Origin of the sequence: Hallella colorans (assembly GCF_003096815.1) — a bacterium.
GTDB lineage: Bacteria > Bacteroidota > Bacteroidia > Bacteroidales > Bacteroidaceae > Prevotella > Prevotella colorans.
This window is the reverse complement of the sequence record NZ_QENY01000009.1, coordinates 28,682-53,622: the sequence shown is the minus strand read 5'-3', so window position 1 is coordinate 53,622 and position 24,941 is coordinate 28,682. Positions and strand designations below refer to the sequence as shown.

General features: G+C 47.3%; 16 protein-coding genes. 5 read left to right on the top strand and 11 right to left on the bottom strand.

The genetic code is table 11. The features are described from left to right. Window positions 1-53 precede the first annotated feature (53 nt). The 3 genes from C7379_RS05970 to C7379_RS05960 form a co-directional block, all read right to left on the bottom strand. Entirely contained in the window at window positions 54-2,570 is a 2,517-nt protein-coding gene (locus tag C7379_RS05970; protein ID WP_116616459.1) for an ATP-dependent helicase, read from the bottom strand. A 139-nt stretch (window positions 2,571-2,709) separates the two neighbouring features. Beyond that, window positions 2,710-3,429: a monofunctional biosynthetic peptidoglycan transglycosylase gene (mtgA, locus tag C7379_RS05965; RefSeq protein ID WP_116616502.1), complete on the bottom strand. Its 720-nt coding sequence runs from the start codon at window positions 3,427-3,429 to the stop codon at window positions 2,710-2,712. A 63-nt stretch (window positions 3,430-3,492) separates the two neighbouring features. Next, on the bottom strand, window positions 3,493-4,161 hold the full coding sequence (locus C7379_RS05960) for an OmpA family protein (protein ID WP_116616458.1): 669 nt from the start codon (window positions 4,159-4,161) through the stop codon (window positions 3,493-3,495). Between the two features lie 191 nt (window positions 4,162-4,352). Between C7379_RS05960 and proS the strand changes: the two genes are divergently transcribed. Continuing rightward, window positions 4,353-5,834 (top strand): proline--tRNA ligase, encoded by a 1,482-nt coding sequence (proS, locus tag C7379_RS05955; RefSeq protein WP_116616457.1) that lies wholly within the window; start codon window positions 4,353-4,355, stop codon window positions 5,832-5,834. Window positions 5,835-6,094: 260 nt separating this feature from the next. After that, complete coding sequence (locus tag C7379_RS05950) at window positions 6,095-8,089, top strand: DUF5686 family protein (protein WP_243406726.1); 1,995 nt, start codon at window positions 6,095-6,097, stop codon at window positions 8,087-8,089. A 59-nt stretch (window positions 8,090-8,148) separates the two neighbouring features. Here C7379_RS05950 and C7379_RS05945 read toward each other — a convergent pair whose 3' ends face one another. The 3 genes from C7379_RS05945 to C7379_RS05935 form a co-directional block, all read right to left on the bottom strand. Further along, window positions 8,149-9,636, bottom strand: a complete 1,488-nt coding sequence (locus C7379_RS05945; protein ID WP_116616455.1) for a glycoside hydrolase family 10-like protein — start codon at window positions 9,634-9,636, stop codon at window positions 8,149-8,151. Between the two features lie 165 nt (window positions 9,637-9,801). Then, a complete protein-coding gene (locus C7379_RS05940) occupies window positions 9,802-11,361 on the bottom strand; it encodes an OmpP1/FadL family transporter (protein ID WP_116616454.1) in 1,560 nt (519 codons plus the stop codon). Window positions 11,362-11,395: 34 nt separating this feature from the next. After that, the gene (locus C7379_RS05935) at window positions 11,396-12,373 is read right to left on the bottom strand and encodes a hypothetical protein (RefSeq protein ID WP_116616453.1); all 978 of its coding nucleotides are present in this window, start codon (window positions 12,371-12,373) and stop codon (window positions 11,396-11,398) included. 177 nt (window positions 12,374-12,550) lie between these two features. On the opposite strand from C7379_RS05935, the gene prmA reads away from it, so the two are divergent. Further along, entirely contained in the window at window positions 12,551-13,411 is an 861-nt protein-coding gene (gene prmA, locus C7379_RS05930) for a 50S ribosomal protein L11 methyltransferase (RefSeq protein WP_116616452.1), read from the top strand. Window positions 13,412-13,513: 102 nt separating this feature from the next. Here the strand turns inward: prmA and C7379_RS05925 are convergent, their stop codons facing one another. From C7379_RS05925 to C7379_RS12835, 5 genes are all read right to left on the bottom strand, one after another. Next, on the bottom strand, window positions 13,514-15,154 hold the full coding sequence (locus C7379_RS05925) for an HU family DNA-binding protein (RefSeq protein ID WP_116616451.1): 1,641 nt from the start codon (window positions 15,152-15,154) through the stop codon (window positions 13,514-13,516). 14 nt (window positions 15,155-15,168) lie between these two features. Next, complete coding sequence (locus C7379_RS05920) at window positions 15,169-15,447, bottom strand: HU family DNA-binding protein (protein ID WP_116616450.1); 279 nt, start codon at window positions 15,445-15,447, stop codon at window positions 15,169-15,171. Further along, entirely contained in the window at window positions 15,444-16,775 is a 1,332-nt protein-coding gene (rimO, locus tag C7379_RS05915) for a 30S ribosomal protein S12 methylthiotransferase RimO (RefSeq protein WP_116616449.1), read from the bottom strand. The genes C7379_RS05920 and rimO overlap by 4 nt, the downstream gene beginning before the upstream one ends. A gap of 4 nt (window positions 16,776-16,779) precedes the next feature. Continuing rightward, a complete protein-coding gene (ftsY, locus tag C7379_RS05910; protein WP_036892119.1) occupies window positions 16,780-17,727 on the bottom strand; it encodes a signal recognition particle-docking protein FtsY in 948 nt (315 codons plus the stop codon). Between the two features lie 571 nt (window positions 17,728-18,298). Then, window positions 18,299-18,475 (bottom strand): hypothetical protein, encoded by a 177-nt coding sequence (locus C7379_RS12835; protein WP_207773401.1) that lies wholly within the window; start codon window positions 18,473-18,475, stop codon window positions 18,299-18,301. Between the two features lie 27 nt (window positions 18,476-18,502). Here C7379_RS12835 and C7379_RS05900 point away from each other — a divergent pair, with 27 nt between their 5' ends. Then, a complete protein-coding gene (locus tag C7379_RS05900; RefSeq protein WP_116616447.1) occupies window positions 18,503-21,871 on the top strand; it encodes a UvrD-helicase domain-containing protein in 3,369 nt (1,122 codons plus the stop codon). 82 nt (window positions 21,872-21,953) lie between these two features. Then, window positions 21,954-24,914, top strand: a complete 2,961-nt coding sequence (locus C7379_RS05895) for a PD-(D/E)XK nuclease family protein (RefSeq protein WP_116616501.1) — start codon at window positions 21,954-21,956, stop codon at window positions 24,912-24,914. Window positions 24,915-24,941 lie beyond the last annotated feature (27 nt).

Sequence of the window (24,941 nt, the reverse complement as noted above, 5' to 3'; positions counted from 1 at the left end):
GTCTGTATCTTTTTTTGTCTCGACGACAAACAGTGACGCCCCACAAAAAAAGATTATCCCACGATTGTAAAGCGGGCAAATTTAAGCAGGAGTTGCTTTCTACCAGTGGTCTCAAAGTCTACTGTTGCTTTGGTATTTTCTCCATTGCCCTCTACATTGACAATAACACCACGACCGAAACGTTGGTGCTCTATCACTTGCCCCTCCTTGAGACTGTCCAAATTGGCAAGGTGTGGGGTTGCAATGTTTTTTGACGTGGTGGCGTCAGTATGCGCCTTAACTCCATTGGCCATAGCTTTGGACACACGATTCCAACTGCCTGCCTGCTTTAATTTCTCTTGGAAAGATGGTGAGAATGGGTTAACAGCTTGCTCGGGGCGATGAGGAGACGTTAGCTTAGGCTTGGGGTCGGCCATGAACTGATTGGCCACAGGGTGAGAGTTTTGCATCCCCGCGTTGCGCTGGTAATATGCCGTGGACCGCCCATAAGAATGTCGACCGTATAGGTTCGATTTGCTATCGTCATTCCATAACGGACGAGCGCTGTCTTGAAAGTCACCCATCAATCGGCCGCTTTCCGTCCTGCTCGCCGTAAATTTGGTGTCTATGTCTTCCAAAAAACGACTTGGATTGACGAAACTGTTCATCTTGCCATATTGCCATCGCGTGTGCGCCCATGTGAGATAGCAATGTTTTTTAGCGCGAGTAATGGCCACATATAGCAAGCGACGCTCCTCCTCCAGTTCCTTGAGATTGCCCGTAGACATCATACTGGGAAAAATATTTTCCTCCATCCCAACGACAAACACAGTTTGAAACTCCAGTCCCTTGGCAGCATGTACGGTCATCATGGTGAGCTTATCTTCGGAATTGTCATCATTGTCTATGTCAGTCATCAACGAGACGGTGGAGAGATAGTCTGCCAATCCAACTTGGTTCGCATGGTCATCCTCCTGTTGTGACGCCACGAACTCTGCTATCCCGGACAGCAACGCGTCAAGGTTTTGGCGCCGGCTATCGCCCTCAGCAGTGGGATCGGTGGCCAGGTCAGCCTTGATACCCGATCGCTCCACTATCTCGTTTCCCAACGTGAGAGCGTCCATCGTCTTGTTTTTTTCTATGAATTCATTGATAAGGGATTGGAAATGAGATAGTTTTCCTAAAGTTCCCTTGTTGACACTTAGATCATTTGGCTCTGGATGGCAAATTACTTCCCATAGACTTACGCCATTTTTTTGTGCCGCGACAACAATTTTTTGCAACGTAGTGTCACCTATCCCACGTGTAGGATAATTAATTATCCTACGAAAAGCCTCCTCGTCACTCGGATTGACAACAAGCCGAAAATAAGCCAATAAGTCTTTCACCTCTTTGCGTTGGTAAAAGCTTAGCCCTCCATAAATGCGGTAATGGTTGCCCATGCCCACTTCGGGCTTGCGCATTTCCTCCTCGAATAGCCGACTTTGAGCATTGGTACGATACAAAATGGCAAAATCTCGCCATGCACATCGCTCCTCGGCCTTAATGCGTTTGATCTCTTGGCATACGATAGCCGCCTCGCGTTTGTCGGATATAGTCTCCCAAACGGTTATCTTATTGCCCTCCTCGTTTTTGCTATAAACATCTTTGGGAATTTGCCGCTCATTGTGCTTCATCAGCGAGTTAGCAGCCGACACGATCATCTGCGTGGAACGATAGTTGCGCTCCAGCTTAAAAATTTTAGCTCCTTGATATATGGTTTTAAAATTCAATATATTGTCTATCTTGGCCCCACGAAAAGCATAGATGCTCTGATAGTCATCGCCCACCACACATACGCGCCCGTTGTCCTTGGTCAACAAGGTCACAATTTGTTGTTGTACGAAATTAGTATCTTGGTATTCATCCACCAAAACATATTGGAACCTCTCTGCGTATTTTTTTCGAAGACTTGGATTTCCTTTGAGCATTTGGTGGGTCAGGGTTAGCAAATCGTCAAAATCCATGGCGTTGGCCTGTCGCAAACGTTGCTGATAGGTGACATAGATCTTGAATGTTTCCGGCATATTGCGCTGCCTGTCACGCATTAGCAGCTCTCCATCGTCTGCGTATTGTGTGGGCAGGCACAGCCGGTTCTTGGCCATTGATATGGCAGAATGGACAGCCACTGGTTTGTATGTCTTGTCGTCAAGACCCATGGTCTTGACAATGTTTTTGATCAGTGAGCGCGAGTCTTGCTCATCGTATATGGTAAAATCAGAAGTGTAGCCTATGGATTGAGCTTCCGCGCGTAGTATGCGAGCGAATATGGAATGAAATGTTCCCATCTGCAAATAGCGTGCTCGCTCGTCGCCTACCAATTGGCCTATACGCGATTTCATCTCCTTGGCGGCTTTGTTGGTAAAGGTAAGCGCCAACAAATTCCATGGCTTGATGTCGTAATGAGCCAAGAGCCATGCTATCTTATAAGTGAGAACGCGGGTTTTCCCAGAACCAGCCCCCGCTATGACCAATTGTGGTCCATCGCAATAGGTGACAGCCTCGCGCTGGCTTTCATTGAGCTGGGTGAGAAGTTCTTGTTCTGTAAGCATCGTATATTATATTTCAAATTATGGTGTGGTATGCGCTTGGAGGCACAATAATTATATGGATGCCATGTTTAATCCAAAGGCCGATCTGCTTAAACATGGAGTGTTATATCCTTTTTACAAACTTTTTTATGTTGTGACCCTATCGGTATGTGCCCCCAACGGCAGTGTGAGGATCATAGTCTTCTCCCTCCTTTGGAAAAGAAGGTATGTATCTCATGTTGGCCTTGATTTGGCGTTGTCGAAGGCGCATGTATCCACTGGGGTTTTTAGACGAGAAACGACGCGGATTGGGCAGCGTAGCCGCAATAAGCGCACAGTCGTTGCGAGATAGATCGCGGGCGGATTTTCCAAAATTGTATTGTGCACAAGCCGACAGGCCGTAGATACCATCGCCCATCTCAATGGAGTTGAGATAAACCTCCATGATGCGTTGCTTACTCCAAAAAAGTTCTATCAGCGCCGTGAAATAGACCTCGAAGCCCTTTCTCACCCACGACCTTCCAGGCCATAAAAAAACATTTTTGGCTGTTTGTTGAGAGATGGTGCTGGCACCGTATTTGTGGGTCGTTGAGCTCGAAAGATTGCGCTTGGCAGCTTTGCCTATGGCATCAAGATCAAAGCCATGATGTAGCAAGAATCGTGAATCCTCACTTGCCATTACGGCCACTGGCATATGGGGCGACATTTCATCCAAGGGTATCCAGCGGTGATGCATGGTGAGATTGCCGTTTTGGAAGCAACGTATCACCATCAATGGTGTGACAAATACGGGTATGAAACGTATGGCCACCACCGCCAATATCGTAGAAGCGAAAAACAAGCTCAAAGCCCATCGTATGATTTTCATCAATATTCTCATGCCAAAGGGGGATGCGAGCCATGGCGCACGCATCCCCAACAAACAGTATTATTATGAAAAGATTTAGTTAAGCCTACCAGATTCTGCTGCGTCAACCATCGCCTTGGAGGCATATAGATAGACTTCCACTCGACGGTTAACATGCGAAACGCGTTTGTTCTCTATCTCGTCTTGACTTCCTCGGCCTTCAACGTTTTGTAATTGTGAGCGACTTACTCCACACGCGTTGAGATAATCGGCCACGCTCTGTGCACGTTTTTGGCTCAATGGCACATTGATGGCATCGTTGCCAGAACGGTCTGTATATCCATAGATATCAACATGGCAATCTGCGTTTTTCTTCAAAACCTTAGAGAATTTAGCCAACTCGTTCTTACTGGTGTTGTTTAACGAAGCCTGATTAAGATTAAAAAGGATGCCAGAATCGAACGTTACCTTAACGGCTTTCAGACCATTGGCATCGGTTACTTCCTCCACTTTGGCGTTTTCTACCTGCGATGCCGTCTCTGCAGCCACCTTGTCCATGTGTCTTCCGATAATAGCGCCAGTGCCTGCACCCACGGCTCCACCTATAGCAGCTCCCACAGCGGTATTGCCTGCTATCTTGCCTATAATACCACCGAGCAATGCTCCACCGCCAGCACCGATAAGAGAACCCGTACCCTGTTTAGTTGAGCAGCTAAAAATGGTGAGCATACATAAACCCATTGTTGCGATTTTAATTTTTTTCATAATCAATTTTGTTTAAAATGTCTTTATGCAAAGTTAGTCCTTTTTTTAATAGGAAACCCTATAATAATGTTTTTTTTTAGTAACTTTGCGACAAATTTAGATATTAAAAAGATTATTATCATGGGAATTAGCCTACTTTATGATAGGAAAATCCCTAAAAAAGAATTTTACAAATAAGACAAAACACAATAATGGCAAAAGAATTAAAAGACTTAACCAAGCGCGCTGACAATTATAGTCAGTGGTATAACGACTTGGTGATGAAGGCAGATCTCGCCGAGACATCGCCTGTTCGTGGATGTATGATTATCAAGCCATACGGCTATGCGATATGGGAAAAGATGCAAGCAGCTCTTGACGCGATGTTCAAGGCCACAGGTGTGCAAAACGCTTATTTTCCCTTGCTCATCCCCAAAAGCTTCTTCGCCAAAGAAGCCGAGCACGTTGCAGGCTTCGCCAAGGAGAGCGCGGTGGTTACTCACTATCGCCTCAAGGCCACTGAGGATGGAAAAGGCATCACCGTGGATCCGGAGGCAAAGCTCGAGGAGGAACTGATTATCCGTCCAACGTCGGAAACAATGATATGGAACACATACAAAAATTGGATAAAATCATATCGTGACCTTCCTATCCTCTGCAATCAATGGTGCAACGTTATGCGTTGGGAAATGCGGACAAGGCCTTTTTTGCGCACGTCAGAATTTTTGTGGCAAGAAGGGCATACGGCTCACGCCACGTCAGAAGAGGCGCAAGAAGAAGCAAAAAAAATGCTGGGCGTTTACGCCGACTTTGCGGAGAATTGGATGGCAGTACCTGTGGTACAAGGAGTTAAGAGCGAAACGGAACGATTTGCAGGAGCATTAGACACCTATACCATCGAAGCCATGATGCAGGATGGAAAGGCTCTGCAAAGTGGGACAAGTCATTTCCTCGGACAAAATTTCGCCAAAAGTTTTGACGTTACCTTCTTGAACAAAGAGAACAAGCCCGAGTATGTATGGGCCACAAGTTGGGGAGTTTCAACCCGTTTGATGGGTGCGCTGATTATGGTTCACTCTGATGACAACGGCCTGGTGCTGCCGCCAAAATTGGCTCCAATACAAGTTGTCATTATCCCAATCAGCAAGAATGCGGAGCAACTTGAGGCTATTTCGGCAAAGATTAACCCTCTGATGGAGGAATTGACAAAAATGGGCATTAGCGTTAAATACGACGATTCTGACAACAAGCGTCCTGGCTTTAAATTTGCCGACTATGAGCTGAAGGGTGTGCCCGTCAGGCTTGTTATGGGTGCCCGAGACCTCGAGAATGGTACTGTCGAGGTAATGCGACGCGACACTTTAGAAAAAGAAATCTTGCCTTTTGAGGGTGTTGCAAATCATGTACAGCACTTACTTGTTGACATTCAAAAGACAATATTTGAGAAAGCTCGTCAATATCGCGACAACCATATCTATGAATGTGATAACTACGAGGAATTCAAAGAGCGTATTAAAGACGGTGGGTTCTTCTTGTGCCATTGGGATGGAACAACCGAAACAGAGGCAAAAATCAAGGAAGACACGCAAGCCACCATCCGATGTGTGCCCTTTGGTTACGAGCAGACAGAAGGCGTAGATATGGTTAGCGGGAAACCTGCTAAATGTCGTGTCATCATCGCACGCTCATATTGAGAACATGAATGAACTAACTCTTTGAGATCGCAGCGTATGTCACATGATAAACAGTCCACAATAACTTTTCGATTATTGTGGACTGTTTGCAAATACCACAACAGCTAACACAATAATACGCCACATATATGGCATACGCGCACCTGCTGTTATAAAACCTTTCCCATATTAACCGAAAAGAAAAAAGACTTTCAGACGCAAGAGATATGGCAAGATTACCTTTAACTTTAATCTTAATCGTATCATGTTGCATGCCAGCAATGTCCGCAGAACATTCGAGAAGCGACATCATGCGTCGTGTCTTTCAGTATGCTTCTTCCATCGACAGTACTGCCATCAGGCAAGACACATCGTATGCCTATACCCGCTTCAAACTGAATGTAGAGCGAAAAAATCCCACTCTCATGCTGGTACCAAGCGTGTATGCCATCGCATATAGTGGCGAAAGGGAATACATTGGCGAAACATACAGTCGTATTGTGTTGCAAAAAAACGGAGATTACACATCCAAACTGCTTCTTCGAACAACAACGATACCCCATCGGCGAAGTGCCATGACAATCCTTGCCAAGTATCTAACACCTGCCATTTACAACGAGACGATTATCGATGGCAACATCATATCACCATTCAACTGGAAAAATAGACATTTCTACCATTACGCCATCGAGCATATTAATGGCTGCATAGCGCGTGTCATTTTCAAACCAAAACGCAAGAACACACAACTAATCACTGGCGAAGCCTCTGTTGATATCACGTCAGGGCGGGTCATAGAATGTGACATCCGTGGTGAATTTGACATGATATCCTTTAAGCTCAACATACAAATGGGTAATTCGGGATATCACTCTCTGATACCTCAAAAATGCGCTTTGAGAACACGTTTCTGCTTTATAGGCAACAAAGTGACAGCCAATTTTCTTGCTTATTACAATCTTCCTCAAATGATACAAGATAGCATTGGCAATGAAAACGACTTCCAAAAGATGTGCCTTGTACGACCAGACACACTGACAAAAGGTGATATTGCATTGTACGAACGTATGTTTACACAACAGCATGAACACGACTCCATAGCAGCTGTAAAAAATACACAGCCCAAGAAGAAAGATTGGGCAAAAATCATTTTGTGGGACATGATTGGCGACAATGTACTCAACCAAATAAAGACAAACTTCGGGATCAACAACCAAGGGTATATTCGTCTGGACCCCGTGCTCAATCCTTTGTATATGGGTTACGACCATCGACGCGGCTTTACCTATAAAACAGACATACGCATAAGCTATCAATTCACGCCCAACAGTGAGTTTTCGGCACGTATGATGGCTGGATACGCTTTTAAGATGCAACAGTTTTATTATCGGTTACCTGTTTATTATTTTTTTAACAAACGAAGAAACGGCTTCCTCAAGTTAGAGATTGGCAATGGAAATCACATTAGCCATCAGTCTGTCAAACGAAGTGTCGAGCAACAATACCCTGATACCACAGGGCTAAACCTACCCAACTTTGATTTGCTGAACGAATTTAAGCAAACCGACGTTCGGCTTATATACAATAACGAAATATCTGAAAAATTTGGCCTACAAATAGGTGTTCTCTATCAAAAACGAGTAGCTGTTAACCGAAAGGCTTTCGAGTTGTTGGGCAGACAATGGCGTTATCGGTCTTTGGCACCGCTCATACAGCTGCAATATCGTCCGTGGGGATGGAGGGGCCCCATATTCACGGCCGATTATGACAGGAGCATTAAGCGTTTGTTCAAGTCGAACACCGCTTACGAGCGTTGTGAGTTCAACGCCGAATACATCTATCGAATTCATAAATTAAAGTCGATACAAATGCGGTTTGGCACTGGCTTTTACACTTGGAAAGATGATGACGCTTACTTCCTGAACTATGAGAATTTTCAAGAGAACAATATTCCAGGAGGATGGAACGATGACTGGAGCGGACATTTTGAGTTGCTGCGGAGTGAGACTTACAACACTTCTGAATATTATATCCGATCTAATGTGACCTACGAAAGTCCTATGCTGCTCTTGAGTTGGCTACCTTGGATAGGGCGATTTATGGAGATGGAGCGTGTTTATGCGTCCGTATTGGACGTAAAAAACATACATCCGTACATGGAGTTTGGATATGGATTTACCACTCGTTTGTTCTCATGCGGTGTATTTGTAAGCAATGGTAAAGGCAACACGACGTTTGGGTGCAAGTTTGGCTTTGAACTTTTCAGGCATTGGTAAATACACCATGGAAATAATTCCGCCATGCCTTAACACTTTTATTTTGTGATATTGATCATTTAAAGTTTTACCCTTTTCTTTTTCACCTTACTCTCATTAGACATCCTATCAATCGAAGTCACCACATAGGTATATTTGGTTTTCCCATTGTCATAAGGCAATTTAATAAATGTCTGGCTTGTTATTGCCACTATCTTAGACACATCTTCTATATTAATCTTTTCACCTGCGTCATATTTATAAACCACATATTTTGTAGCGACATCATTCCATTTTTTTCCCCTTGGCGCTTGCCAGAACAAAAAATAACCGTCACTGGTCCACAATGCTTTTAGCTTACGCGGCTTCTTGGGAGCTTTGTCATCTATAAACTCCATACGGGGTTGCAGGGCAGGATATTTCCAATAATAATTGCGTAAAACCGATCCGTAATTACCAATATTATCTACCACGGCTTTGGCGTACCACAAAACCACTCCGTTCACATGGTGCGTTTGTTGGTGCAATCTATATTTCGCGGGCAGTTGGTGACTGGTAGGTATTAAAGGGTCAGCGTATTTGGTCGTGCGCTCAACATCTTCCCCAATAAAAAGTGGCCGGTTGGACGCATGCTTATCCCACCATTTTATCAACGTGGCATAGTCTGCCGTAGGATGTCCAATTTGCCAATATATCTGTGGCACACAGTAATCCACCCACCCATTGTTCACCCATAGCAGCACATCTGCGTACAAGTCGTCATAGTTTTGCAAGCCATTGGTCTCAGAACCATTCACCGGATCTGTTTTTTTATTACGATAAATACCAAAGGGAGACACGCCAAACTTAACCCACGGCTTACGTTTATGGATTGTTTCAGACAGTTGTTTCACAAACAGGTTGACATTGTTTCTTCGCCAATCGCCAATGGTGGCAAAACCTCCACGGTCAGTCATATAATATTGTTGGTCTGGTATGGACTGCCCCGGAGCTGGGTAGGGATAAAAATAATCATCAATATGGAGCCCATCAATGTCATAACGGCTCACAATGTCATCAACCACCATGCAGATATAATCACGATTCTCTTTGAGCGCGGGGTTTAAAATGTATTGATTATCGTATGTGAAATAGCAGTTTGGACGCAACTTTGCGACATGGTTCACAGCCAATTGGTTAGTGCCCTTAGTCTTGGCGCGATAAGGATTTATCCACGCGTGCAGCTCCATTCCACGCTTGTGGCACTCGTTTACCATCCATTCCAATGGGTCCCAATACGGTTGTGGGGCGCGGCCTTGCACCCCCGTTAGAAACCGACTCCATGGTTCTATCTTGCTGGCATAAAGCGCGTCGCACTCCGGTCGCACTTGGAAGATGATGGCGTTCACGCCGTCTTTTTGCAACTCGTCAAGTTGATAAACCAGTGTTTGTTGCATCGCTGCCGTTGACATACCTTGAAATTGCCCGTTCACGGCTTGTATCCAAGCTCCCCTGAACTGGCGTTTCTGCGCATGGCACACCAATAATGTCATCATCAGGATGATGAGAACGAATTGTCGTTTCGTCATTTGTATATCGGTTAATAAAAATAATTATAGACAAAGTTACAAAAAAAATAGGACACGTCTCACGACATATCCTATAAAAAAAATATTTAATGTAAATCTAAAATATAAAAATATGAATTTTACAGCATATATTTATCATCGAGCATCACATACTGATAGCTTAGCCTAAAACTTATATCCTAACGTTAGCAACAGTTGATGGCGCTTGTTGTTTACGCTCACACCGTCAACGATATTGCTTTGGCTCTCTTTGGATTTCTCCGCGTAATAACTCATGAATGGGTAGAAAGTGCCATCTGTTTGTGAGTATTGGTAGGCCAAATCAACGTAAAATTTCTTCACGGCATACCCCATTCCACATGTGAATCGGTTAGTGCTGCCCCAGTTAGCGTAGTCTGTCGATGTGGCATAAGCACTTCCCGGCGAGGATATACTGCCGTCACGAAAGCCATTTTTGTCAAACATCGGGCTCAAATAGTTATAACCCAATCTGATTGCCACATTAACTGTTGGCTTATATTCGGCACCCAATTTTATGGTACTAACACCCTTTAGCGTTGCCTTCGTGTGGTCATTCATGCCATTATCACTAATCGTATTCTCATAATACCTGCCATCCCAATAGTCATAGTAGCCACCATCATTCACACGGTTGTCCATGGTGCCATAATCAGCGTATTCGTATGTAGCACCAATGGCAACTTGCTGGCCAATGGTATGTCCAAAGCTCACGCCAAATTTCCACGGTGTGTACACTTTAAAATCATATTCAGCCTGCTGGCCTTTATCCACGCTTTGCTTATCCTGCCTCATCGTAATATCGTTGGCGCCTCTCAATTTCAAGTCGTACCACGTAGGGGTGTGGACATAAGCGCCTATTCGGAAAGGTGAGTTTTCCACCGGACGGAATATGGCACCAGCCTTGATGTCAAAGCCATTACCATCTATTTGTAAATCCTCCCATGTGCGAACATCAGCATTATGTTCTAAATTCTCCGTATAAAAACTATTGCTTCGATAGTTCACGTCTCGCAAACCGAACGTCACACCAAGATACAATTGGTTGCTGACATTGCCACTAAGGCTGAAACTGTATTCGCCAATGTATCCCTTTTGATACTGTCCAAACAGGTAAGCCGTGCCATTGAGGTAATCCATCCCCACCTGTTTGCCTTTATCATCAAGTACTGGTGACATCAAACTTTTATAGTTAGCGTCCACCCCATTCCAGTTATAGTTATCCGCGAAAGGGTATTTTACAGCCGACAGTTTGTTCTGCGACGCATTCCTCAAGGCACCCCCGGCAGTAAGTATTTGGTCGAAATTGCGACTCTTGTGGTAGTTGAAAGCCACATTCAAGTATTTATATCGTCCAGATCTCATCGAATAAACCAATCCCACTTGGTCAAAGCTCGCATTGGTTTTATTACCTTTGATATCTATTCCAAGCCTACCGTATGCTGGAGACGTCGTGGCATCTTGTTGGGCAACCATGCCACCAGATATCGCGAATTGGCTTGACCGAAACAGTCCCAAGCCCGCAGGATTGGTACTAATGGTTGAAATGTCCGCGCCCAAAGCTTCCATGGCTCCACCCATACCAACATAACGAGCGGTTCCGTTAAGGTCTTTGTCCACCAATTTCGTGTCTTGATAGGTTTCTTGGGCAGCCATAGGGATTGATAACAAGGCCATAGCTGCTAACCCAATATATTTCGTTTTCATCGTTTTCAGTATATGTTTTAAAGTATTATTATTATCATCTTCCCCTGCCAAAGTGTCCGCCGCCAGTACTTGGGGCATGTCCGCCGCCAAAACCGCCACCGCCAGAACGGGCACCGCCAAAGCTACCGCCTGATGTACCACCAAAACCACGCGAACCACTGCCGTATGATGGTGTTACGCTCCTGCTTTGATCGAATGGCCGATTGCTTCTACTGTTCATAGTATTGGGCCACGTCGAGTTTGTCCTTCTACCAAAAGAGCGATTTCGCGCACTCCGATTGGTATAGGTGCTTGTGCTTGCGCCATTTTTATAACTATACCCTCTACCAAATCTTCCATAGCCAGTGGCAGGGCCTCTATTTTCAAAACTCCATGTACGGTCGCCCGTCAAGCCACTCGGATTACCCTCTCTCACACGAGCGTAACCACCTCCATACCATCCCCAGGGCCGTCCATACCAGTTCATGTAATACGGGCTATACCATCCAGCATATCCATAATACCAAGGATCGTACCAACCACCGTAATATCCCATGTACCAAGGATCGTACCAACCTCTATATCCATAGTACCACGGGTCGTACCATCGGTTGTACCATCCGTAACGCCATGCCCCGTAACCATACAGCCAAGGGTCATAAAAATCGTCCCAGCGGCTCATCCTGCGAGTGTAAAAATAATCGTCGTCAAACTGTGGCGCGTCAGAATAGACATACATTGTATCCACGTATGACGTGTCAGGGTAGACACCCTTACCATTTCGCATCACAATAATGTCGTTGCCCAATGAGTCGTTTCCTATCTTCTGATAGTAACTACGAAACTTGCCCGCGCGATTATACTCGTCAACACCGCAGTCGGCGCCGCGGTAATAAGCCGGTTTGTCGTTAGAGGAGGTTGTCTCAACAGATTTAGGCATACGTTCAGGCACGAAGTATAGATCGTCACTTTGAGCCATGCCTTGTGTGGAAAACGCTCCTGCAAAGACTAAAAGCATCATCAACTTTTTCATATTCTCACTCCTTACATTTTATATATTACATTGTTTTCACTGATGGGTCTTCCTTGTCAACCCATTTTAACGCTACAAACATACCGTTTATTTTTCTACAAATATACGGAAAAACCCTAAACCGTGGTAGGTTTTTCCCTATTTTGTTTAAATTTGCAATATAATTTAAGATTTAGCATGGAGTATATAGTTGCGGAGTTTACCATCAATTGCGAGTCCGCTCTTTTAGAAGTGGCACGCGACCTTTTAGCCGACATCTCGGCCGAAGCAGGGTTCGAAGCCTTTGAGAGCACGAGCCGGGGACTGAATGGTTACGTTCAAAAAACGGCGTTAAAACAGTCATTGTTAGATGCTAACATTGCCGACTTCCCACTCGAGCACACAACAGTCACCTACCAATTACATAGTGTCGAGAGCAAAAATTGGAACGAGCAATGGGAAAAAGCGGGCTTTGAACCTATTAACATTGACGACAAGGTTGTGATATACGACACGCGGCGAGAGTCGCCCCAAGTTCCCAACGGCGCGGTTCCCATATCCATCTTGCCCCACCAAACGTTTGGCACGGGCACCCACCAAACCACGCGCATGATGATACGCTCGCTTCTTGGCATCCCCATCCAAGGCAAACGAGTGGTCGACTGTGGCTGTGGCACGGGCATTCTTGGTATCACGGCCTCAAAACTTGGCGCGGCAGAAGTGTTCGGTTATGATGTTGACGAGTGGTGCGTGAGCAACGCGACGCACAACGCCAAAGAGAATAGCGTAGGCAATATGACCGTGCTTCATGGCGACAGCAAAGTGCTTGACGGCATGGACAAGCCGTTTCATGTGGTCATGGCTAACATAAACCGCAACATATTGTTGCAGGATATGCCTACGTTTAACAAGATAATGACCCCCGACGCCAAACTCATTCTCAGCGGCTTTTATCAAGAAGATGCCAAAATTATTTTAGAAAAAGCGGCGCAACTAAAATTGCGCGAAGCGCACAGACTGACTGAGGACGATTGGTGCTGCCTCACGTTAATACACTGACCAGCAGCCGACAATGCTTATCCCACCTGTAAACACTGACGCGCAAATACCAAGGCCACCATCCTGAGCTCATCATGGAAAAATGGCGACCAGCCCGCGCGTTTAGCGTTTTTTCAGTTGCAACTTGGGTATTTTTATTTTCTCACCCTCTTTAAATTCCGTGCGGCCATTATTTACCGCCTCAACGTAACATTCCATTCCCGGGCCAAGGTTCGCATTGCTGATGCCGCGCAAGGTTTGTCCCTTACGTACAGTCAGCGTTCGGTCAATGCCTATAATTTTGTATGCGCCCGTTCTCACTCGCGCATCCTTGTCATAGTTAGAGACATTGGAGACTTGCACTTGACGCTTTGACTTTTCGTCAGACTGGGCAGGCAATTTCTTTTTTTCGGCTTGTGCCACGTTCGCATCATTTGATAACTGTCTTTTTTTATTAGCGTTTGAGGACAATTTTTCCAAGTTATCTTTTTGCTTCGTTGTCGCGACAGGGGTTGCCAACTCTTTTTGAGACTCCGACAGCACCGCCGCCGTTTTCATGCTATCAGCCGTTTCCTGCTTTTTTAAGTGCTCAAGAGCCACGGCTCGAGAAGCCGTGTCACCATAATAGGTATTAACTGGCATATTCTCCTCAGCTTCAAGATGTTGTATTCGATTGTCACGCTTGGCCAATTGTGAACTTAAATAAGCAATGGTGCCTATGCAAACAGCCAACAAAACGACTCCCGCAACAACCAACAATTTTACAAACTTGTGCTGACGCCCCATCGCCTCTTGTAGCTCTGTCGCTCGCTTTTTTACCAATTCAAGCTCTACGCTATCTGTTTTTACCGCCTCTTCTACCTCTACGGGTGCATCCATTTTGAGTGAAGAGTTTATTTTATCAAGTTCTGTTGGCTGTACTCCATCCTGCATGTCGGCGCTCTCCATCTCGCTTTTCGCAGTTGTTACAGCCTGCTTCTGGCAATCCTCCTGTACGTCGTCTTGGTTCAAAAGAGTTAGTTGGTCGCCCGAATGTTCGATAATATCATCGTCATGCCCATTTTCCGACGGCAAGTCTTCTTCTTCAGCAAAAGATTTTTCAGCATCGTCTTTCGTAGGTTCAAACGCGGAAGGGTCGCTCCCCGAGTCTCGCACAGTTTCACTCTCCGTTGCGTCGGGGCTTGTCTCGTTAAGCATGACTCCCCGTTCTTCGTCGACAACCTCCTCAGCCTCATCCACACTCGCGTTCTCTGTCTTGCCTGCCTCCTCTTTGTCAGAGGCGTTTCCGGCAGTCAACGCCAAGTTTGGCGTCTCATCTCCAGATAGTTCCTCCGTTTGTTTAGCAACTTCATTTTTCGCTACATCTTTTTCATCACTTTCTTCGCTGTCATCCTGTTCTATCATACTTTCGGCAAATTTCTCGTCTATCTCATCAAAATTCACCCCATCATTCACCATCACCGTCTCAAATTGAGCGAATGGGCGGTTCACCTGATCGCGCATGGAAGTGTCCGCGGTGAAGTTTATTTTGTCACGCCCCTCTATGACGATGGGTTCTCCCGTGTTCACATCCACACTCTTGCGAGCGGCCACAGCCGTAACCTTAAACGTGCCAAGCCCTCTCACTTTCACCTGTCTATCGTATTTAAGCCCATCGTTTATGGAATCAAAAAAACAGTTGACAAACGTTTCCGCGGCGCCTCTGTCAAGCTTAAACTTTGCGGCAAGCACCTTGGCCAGGTCTCTATTATATAACTTGCTCATGCTCTACACGTTTATTATGAGTTTTTTAAAGTTTCCTTTAGCAATGCGGCCGGCTTGAAATTGAGCACCAACTTGGGTGGCACAAGCATACGTTGCTGCGTCGCCGGGTTGGTAACGATACGTTCCAAGCGTTTTTTTACCTCGAAGGTTCCAAAGTTGGTGACCTGCACGCTGTCGCCATTTTCAAAGCGCTCTCCCATTTCTTCTACCAAGGCCGTTACCATTTTTTGTGTGTCGGCCTGCGTATATCCAGCCCGTTGAGCCAAGTCCGCGATAAATTCCTTGTTATTCATACCTCTCCGTATAAGTCAAATTCCTCACTATCGGTTATTTTCACATCATAAAAAAATCCGGTTCTCAGCCTTCGACGCCCCACCGGAATAAGCACCTCGGGGTCCACATCGGGCGAGCACGCCTCCGTTCGCCCGATGTAATAATTGCCCTCTCGCCGGTCTATGATCACTTTCAGTGTCTTGCCTACTTTTGCGGCTTCTATCTCTTTGCTGATATTCTGCTGCACGCTCATCAACTCATCTATGCGTCGACGCTTTACCTCTTCTGGCACGTCATCAGCGTAATGGAGGGCCGAGTAGGTACCCTCTTCTTCCGAATAGGCAAAGGCTCCCATGCGCTCAAAGCGCGTGTCGCGAACAAAATCGACCAGTTCTCTAAAATCGGCCTCTGTCTCGCCGGGAAATCCCACCAACAAAGTGGTGCGGAGTGTAATGCCGGGTACAGCCTCGCGTATTTTCTTGACCAAGGCCACCGTCTCCGCCTTGGTGACATGCCTGCGCATGCGTGTGAGCATGTTGTCCGAGATGTGCTGCAACGCTATGTCCAAATATTTGCATACATTGGGTTTCTCGCGCATCACGTCTAACAACTCCAGCGGGAACTGGTTTGGGTAGGCGTAGTGTAGTCTAATCCATTTTACGCCCTTGATATCAGCCATACGACTCACAAGCTCCGCTATACGGGGCTTGCCGTAAAGGTCTACGCCGTAATAGGTAAGCTCTTGCTCGATAATCTGAAACTCCTTGACGCCGTCGGCGACAAGACCCTCCACCTCTCGCAAAATATCCTCGATGCTTCGCGACACGTGCTTGCCCGTGATCAGCGGTATGGCACAATAGGCACAGTGGCGGTCGCATCCCTCGGCTATTTTGACGTAAGCGTAATGCTTGGGCGTGGTAATTTTTCGGCTCAGCGTGCTCGTTTGACGCCGCTCCATGAACGTGGTGGGCTCACTGGCTTGCACGGTCGACGGCCCAAGGTCTGCCAAAAGGTTTTTGTAATCAAACTTTCCATAAAACTTGTCGACCTCTGGTATGGACGCCTCCAAATCCGATTTGTAACGCTGCGACAGGCATCCCATAACGTACAGTTGCCCCAAGCGTCCCTCTTTCTTGGCCTCTACAAACTCAAGGATGGTGTTCACGCTTTCCTCTTTGGCTGCTTCTATAAAGCCGCAAGTGTTGATAACGGCTATCTCTCCCTGTACCCGCTTGGGGTCGTGAACGCACTCATAGCCCAAGTTCTCAAACTTGCGCATGAGCGTCTCCGAGTCTACAAGGTTTTTTGAGCAACCCAAAGTAATGATATCTATTCTATTTTTCTTCATCCTGTCAGAATAGCGAGTCCACGAACTCCCTGCGATTGAAGAGTTGCAGATCTTCCATTTTCTCTCCCAAGCCTATATATTTCACAGGCACTTTCAATTGGTCTGAAATGCCTATCACCACCCCACCCTTGGCGGTGCCGTCGAGCTTGGTGATAGCCAATGACGTGATTTGCGTCACGGCGGCAAACTGTTTGGCCTGCTCAAAAGCGTTTTGGCCGGTACTGCCGTCCAAGACGAGCAGCACTTCGTCGGGCGCCGAGGGCTCAACTTTTTTCATCACGTCCTTTATTTTCTTAAGCTCGTTCATCAGCCCCACCTTGTTATGCAGCCTGCCTGCGGTGTCTATGAGTACCACGTCGGCGCCGTTGGCCTTGGCGCTCTGCAGCGTGTCAAACGCCACGCTGGCCGGGTCTGACCCCATCTGCTGCCTCACGACCGGCACCCCCACGCGCTCTCCCCAAATGGATATTTGCTCCACGGCGGCAGCCCTGAAAGTGTCCGCGGCACCAAGGTACACTTTCTTGCCCGCCGCCTTAAACTGATAGGCCAGCTTTCCTATTGTCGTGGTTTTGCCCACGCCGTTCACGCCCACCACCAACACGACGTATGGGCGATGGTCGGCGGGCAAATCCCAATTGTCATTATCCTCAGACCTGTTCTCGGTGAGCAGCGAGGCTATCTCGTCTTTCAATATGTTGTGAAGCTCTGACGTAGAAACGTATTTGTCTCGAGCCACTCTCGCCTCAATGCGCCCGATAATTTTCAAGGTTGTGTCCACACCAACGTCAGAGGAAATGAGCACCTCCTCGAGATTGTCGAGCACGTCATCGTCCACTTGCGACTTTCCTGCCACGGCCCTCGCCAACTTGTTAAACACGTTCTGTTTGGTCTTTTCCAACCCTTGGTCGAGCGTTTCCTTTTTTTTCTTGTTGAATAATCCGAATAATCCCATGTGACAATTCTATCAGTTTAATATGCAAACTTACGAAAAATTATCGAGTTATCCGATGGTTCTGACAAAAAGTTAACGAGCGCACTTGAATATCCAGCTTTTGGATGAAGCCCTTGTTGGTAAACGGTAACAAACCCACCCCACATCAAAGGGGGTTTTGGAGATGCGCACCAAGGCCAGGCCTTTGGCAAGCGACAGCATTCTGACATAGCCTTTACGCGTAAATGTGGCGCAGGGCATACATGTGCGAAAAAATATGACAAAGACCTCTTCGTGCTTCACTTGCTTGAAAATAACAAATCAAATTCTCAAAATAAAGCCAGCAATTAGAGTTTTTATTAAATGGCTATATATAAGAATGTTATGCGGATATTTACTCAAAACATATCAAATAGTTTTCTGATGTCGCCGCGTTTGGTATCTTATCGAGCCAGCATTAGCGCTTAAACGACACGCCAAAAATGCTTAAACACAATGCGAATAGGTACGAAAGACAATACGAATAGTGCTCCATGGGAAAATGAACGATGAAAAAAGAGAAGCGGTCTGACTTATTATTTACAAACTGATGCTAATTTTTCTCTATTTCATCTTTTTTCCATGACAAGTTTTTAGTGAAGTTTTCATGACAATTTCCATGCGGAAACGTCGCGCCACGAATTACGCCATACCCTCCGTGGGCGCAAGGGCTAAATAGCGAGCTGGCATTTTTGGCCATTCCAACTAAAAAAGCTACCTTTGTCATCATAATATCGCAGCCGCGCAAATCAGCCTCATGACAGAGTCAACCAAACCCATCACCATTTACAAAGCCAGTGCCGGCAGTGGCAAAACCTTCACGCTGGCCGTAGAATACATCAAGTTGCTTGTGCTAAACCCACAAAACTACCGCAACATTCTGGCAGTGACCTTTACCAACAAAGCAACCGAGGAAATGAAGACCCGCATATTGGGGCAACTTTACGGCATAGGCAACGCGCTGCCAGACTCTGAGGATTACATGGACTGCATGCGGCAGGCGTTTCCAAAGATGGGAGACACCATGATACGCCAAAGAGCCAAGGAGGCTTTGGATCTTGTGCTGCACAACTACCATTATTTCAAGGTGGAGACCATAGACAGCTTCTTCCAGCGCATATTGCGCAATCTCGCGCGGGAGCTTGGGCTGACGGCCAACCTGACGGTGGCCCTGAACGACAGCGAGGTGGAAGAGCGGGCCGTGGACAATATCATTGAGAACATAAGCGGCGACGACGACCCACTGCTCACGTGGGTCATGGATTTTGTCACGGAAAAAATAGACGACGAAAAAAATTGGAATGTCATTGGGCAAATAAAAAACTTCGGCAAGAATATCTTCAAGGATTTTTACAAAGAGCACCAGCGAGAGCTAAGGCGCATCATGGACGACCCTGAGTTCTTCAAGCGATACACCAACAAGCTCAGGACCATGAGAGCCGAGGCCAACAAAACAATGGAAGCCTTAGCCGCAGAGTATCGGAAAATAGTGGACGAGCGCCTCATCACGGACAAAGACTTCTTCCAAGGCGGCAAAGGCGTGCCCGGTTATTACGCCAAGATAGCCGCAGGCAATTTCACGGACGACAAAATGCCCAACTCGTATGTGGCCAAAGCCATCGAGGACCCCATTTGCTTGGTCAGGAAAGGCACCGAGGACAATCCAACCAGCCAAGTGATAATCAGCGAGATAGGGCCGCTCTTGCGTCGGACGGAAGAGGAGCGAGAGCGACAAAGCGTAGTGGTAAGGTCGGTCGATCTTACATTGGGCAACATCAATGAGCTGAGATTGCTCGGAAGGATAGAGAGAGAGGTGAGACGCATCAACGCCGACAATAACAACTATCCGCTTTCCAACACCCAAAAACTGCTCAACGATCTTATAGACAAACAAGATTCTCCGTTCATCTACGAGAAGATAGGCGCGCGGCTACGCTATATTATGATAGACGAGTTTCAAGACACCAGCACCGTGCAATGGAGCAATTTCAAGGTGCTGCTGGACGATTGTCTCGCGCACAACAACGGCTCACTGATAGTTGGCGACGTGAAACAGAGCATTTACAGGTGGCGCAATGGCGACTGGCACCTGCTGCAAAACCTCACGCCGGAAAACGACAGCAGGATAGAGATAAAAACCTTGAGCACCAACTATCGCTCCAAACGAAACATCATACAGTTTAACAATGTCTTTTTTAAAATAGCGTCACGGCTGTCCACCGACGACGCCATAGCCACCCTCGAGCTTGGCGACGCTCCATCGCCCTTGCTGCTCGAGGCCCAAGACACAGCGCGCGCGTATGGCGACGTGGTGCAGCGTGTGTCGGCCAAAGAAGCCCAAATGGACGAGAGCGCCGCCGGGTCTGTGACCATTCGGTTGATACCTGCCAAGGAATACGAGACACAAATGATCATGGAGGTTGGCCACACGCTGGAAGAGTTGCTGTCGGCCGGCATTCGCCCGGGGAAAATAGCCATCCTCGCCAGAAATCGAAAGCATATCAGGATGCTTGCCAATTATTTCCAACAAAACGCCATTGAGCTGAACGGTGAGCCCACGATGGTGCCCATGGTGTCTGACGAGGCGTTCCGACTCGGAGCCTCGCTTGCCGTAAACACCATCGTAAGGGCTATGCGCTTGCTGGCAAACCCAAACGACAAGCTCACCGCCGCCGCGCTCGTGAAAGCCTACCGCAAAATAAAAGGCAATGCCGAGCGCGTGCCAGACAGCGAGATATTTGCCGGGAAAAACGAGCTTTACGAGCAGCTTCCACAAGAAATGACACGCCGCTGGGACGAACTCCTGTCCACGCCACTTGTGGATTTGGCTGAGAAACTGTATCATATTTTCAATTTGGAAGAGCTGGAAGGGCAGAGCGCATACGTTTGCGCCTTTTTCGACAAGCTCTCCGACTTCGCGCAAGAATACGTGGCAGGCATAGACGACTTCTTGAAAGAATGGGATGAAAACATAGCAGACAAATCCATTCAGAGCGACGAGGTGGATGGCGTGAGGCTGTTGACCATACACAAAAGCAAGGGATTGGAGTTTGAGAACGTGATTATACCTTTCTGCGACTGGAAGACAGAGATGAGCACCGACGTGCTATGGGTGGCTCCCAAACATGCCCCTTACAACGAGCTGCCGTTGGTGCCCGTGAATTTTTACACCAACAAGCTGATGGGCTCCATATACCGCGAGCAATATCAAAGCGAGCACCTGAAAAACCTTGTGGACAACCTGAACCTGCTCTACGTGGCTTTCACGCGCGCCGGTTGCAATCTCTTCGTGTTTGGGAAAAAAGGCCGAGCGGAATACCCCTCTACCTTAATAGGCAAGGTACTCGAGTTCGAGGGGCCCAACCCACTTGAAAAAATTGACGCTGACAAAGATGGGCCAAGGGTCAAATTGGCCGACATACTTCCGGGGCACACCTTGGAAAACGGCGAGGATGATGTCACAACGTTTCAGTTTGGAACCCTATGCCCCGCGCGAGAGGAAAAGACAAAAGCCACGAGCAACGTTTTTGAGCAGGCCGAGCAAGGGGTTAGAATACCTGTCAAGAACTATGACACCAAGGCCATTTTCAGGCAAAGCAATGACAGCGTTAACTTCGTGACGCCCCAAGACGATTTGGATGAAAACGAGAGAAGACAGTCATATATCCAGACGGGAAACATATTGCACGCGCTACTGGCCTCGATCGTGACTGCCGACGACGTGAGCGAGGCTATAGACAAGTTGGAGTTTGATGGCGTGTTGTACGGCAAGCCCATGACGCGCCAGAAGCTCAAGGCGATGATTGACGACCGACTGTCCAAGCCGGAAGTAGCTCGATGGTTCACCCCCGAATGGCAAGTTTTAAACGAGCGCAATATCTTGTCATACGACAAAAGCAACGGGAATGTCAAGAAAAACCGTCCAGACCGCGTGATATATAATAAGGAGGAGATGATCGTGATAGACTTTAAGACAGGCAAGGAGATGAGCAGGCACCACGCGCAGGTAAGGGGATACATGGCCTTGTTGCGCGAGATGGGCTACGGCAATGTGTCCGGATATTTGTGGTACATAGAGCCCAACCGCACCGTAAGGGTGAAACCGGGCCAAGGTGACGAGGTATAGCGCGACAAGATAACCGCATTGGCCCGGTTGACAAGTTTTTATTTGGGTACGGGCAACATTGAAATGGCATAAGAACTGGATGATGAAATCTTTTTTACAATACGTGGCCAAGGACATACTGGCCAAGCACCCGGAGGGACTGAGCGACATAGCGATCGTGTTTCCCAACAAGCGGGCCTCGCTGTTCATGAACCAAGCGTTATACGATGAGCTGGGAAAACCTCTTTGGAGCCCCGCTTACATCACCATAAGCGACCTTTTTCGTCGTCACTCTGAATGGCAGGTGCCCGACCAAATATCGTTGGTTTTCAAATTGTACAACACATTTTGCGAGGTGATGGGGTCTGACGAGCCATTGGATCACTTCTACTCGTGGGGGCAATTGCTGCTGTCTGATTTTGACGACGTGGACAAAAACATGGCTGACGCCGAGAAAATGTTTATCAATCTTGAGGCGTGGCAAGAATTGAAAGACTTCTCGTTCTTGAGCGAGAAACAGCGGGAGAGCTTGGAAAAATTCTTTGGCAAGGTGCTCGACGAAACGGAAATGCAACGTCGTTTTAATGACATTTGGCGACATTTGGCCGACATTTACCGCGCCTATCGAGAAAAATTGATGGGGGAGGGCTACGCGTACGAAGGCATGCTATACAGGCAAGTCGTGGAGAAAGAGACCATTGATTTTCAGCACAAGCATTATATTTTTGTGGGGTTCAACTTGCTTCAAAAGGTGGAGCAACGTCTCTTCAGCCGGTTAAGGGACGAGGGGCGAGCGGAGTTTTATTGGGATTATGACAGCTACTACGCGGAAAAAAACAACGAGGCAGGAAAATTCGTGACCCAATACATGGAGAAATTCCCCAACGAGCTATCGCGACAGCGCATTTCTCGCGGGCTGGTCCACGAGGATATATACCACAACATGGACGCCCCGAAAGACATATCATATATCTCGGCGCCCACAGAGAATATCCAAGCGCGCTATGTGGCCGAATGGTTGAGGCAGGGCGACCGCATCAAGGACGGCGCGCGCACGGCAATAGTGCTGGGAGACGAGCGCTTGTTGAAAACCGTCATACACTGCCTGCCAGACGAGGTGGAGAACGTAAACATCACTACCGGCTACCCACTGTCGGTCTCGCCGGTGAGCACGTTGGTGCAGACGTTGATAAACCTACAGCTGAAAGGGACCGTCAAAAACACGGACAAATACCTGTTGAGACATGTCGTCAAAACGCTGAGACACCCCTATGCCAAATATATATCCGCCGACTGCACCATTCTCGCAACCAAATTGGCAAGCGCGCATACCTACTACCCGAGCAGGAAAGAATTGACAAATGGCTATGACGAGGCAATGGCGGAACTGTTCGCGGAGATGGAGCCAGACGATGGCAGGCTGCCATTGCTGCCATGGATTGCCAACATTCTCAAGCGCGTGGGCATGGGGGCCAAAGACGAAGCCGACCCATTGACGCAGGAATCGGTTTTCAGAATGTACACGATTATCAATCGGCTGAACGAGATCATGGTGCCTTGCACCCCGGAAATGGGCATGACCTATGGGAACATAGACGAAAAAAGCGGCAAGCAAATAGTTTCCACGCTCATACTCCAACGGCTCATCACGCAGGTGATACAAAGCGCCACGATACCATTTCACGGCGAGCCGCTACTTGGAATACAGGTGATGGGCGTGCTCGAGACACGCAACTTGGACTTTGACCATGTGCTGCTGCTGTCGTGCAACGAGGGCAACTTACCCAAAAACGTGAACGACACGTCTTTCATCCCACACTCCATCCGGGCGGGCTACGAACTCACGACCGTGGAAAACAAGGTGGCTATCTACGCCTACTACTTTTACTCGCTGCTGCAAAGAGCGCGCGACGTGACCTTCACTTACAACAACTCCACGGAAGACGGGCGCCAAAGTGAGATGAGCAGGTTCATGCTCCAGCTCATGGTGGAGGACAAAGGGCGCCACGACATTCACCGCAAGACTCTGAAATCTGGCCAAAGCGCGACACTCGTTCAGCGCAAGGCCATAGACAAAGACGGCGCGACCAGTGCCATCCTCGATGCCATAGAGCACCTCTCCCCATCAGACATCAATCGCTATTTGAGATGCCAATTGCAATTTTTCTACTACAATATATGCCAGCTAAGGGAAGAGAGAGAGGATAACGCGGACCAAATCGACAACGTGATGTTTGGCAACCTTTTCCACAGGACAGCCGAATTGATTTACAAAGACTTGTCTGACAACGGCAAAAAAACCTTGACCAAGGATGGCATTTCAAGCCTATTGGCAAACAAACCACGCATGGAACGACACTTGAACCAAGCGTTCAGGGACGAGCTGTTCAAGGTAAACAAGCCAAGTTTCGACCCTGAATACAATGGGTTGCAACGCATAAACAAAAAGGTTGTGAGCTTTTACATAGAGCGACTTTTAACGCTTGACAAGGAGCTTTCACCATTTAACATACTGTCATTGGAGGGCGATTTCTATGACAAAATGACATTTCGCGCGCAAGGATCGGATAGGCGCATAAGACTTGGCGGCAGAATTGACCGCATAGATCAGTTAGAAAAAAACGGCCAAGCCGTCATTCGCGTGGTGGATTACAAAACAGGAACGCCGCTGGGAGCATTGCCATCATGCGTGGAAGACATCTTCAACCCAGCATATGTAGACTCAAAACACACGACCTACTATCTGCAAGCCTTCTTGTACGCGTGCATCGTGCGCCATGGAAACGAAAGTCAAAAGATTATCAACAAGGGGCGACATCCAGTGGCGCCCGCGCTCTTCTTCATACGACAGGCAAGCTCAAGCAACTACGACCCAACCCTGAAATTCAACGTCGGAAACAAAAAATACGAAGTGATAGACGACATTGACGCCAAATACGAAGAGTTCATGGAGAGGCTGAAATTGCTCCTTGGAGAGATTTTTAACACGGATATTCCGTTCACCCCGACCGAGGACGGCAATCGATGCGCCTGCTGCCCATACCGGGATATATGTGGACTGTAAATGCCAACGAACCTAAATCACAACATC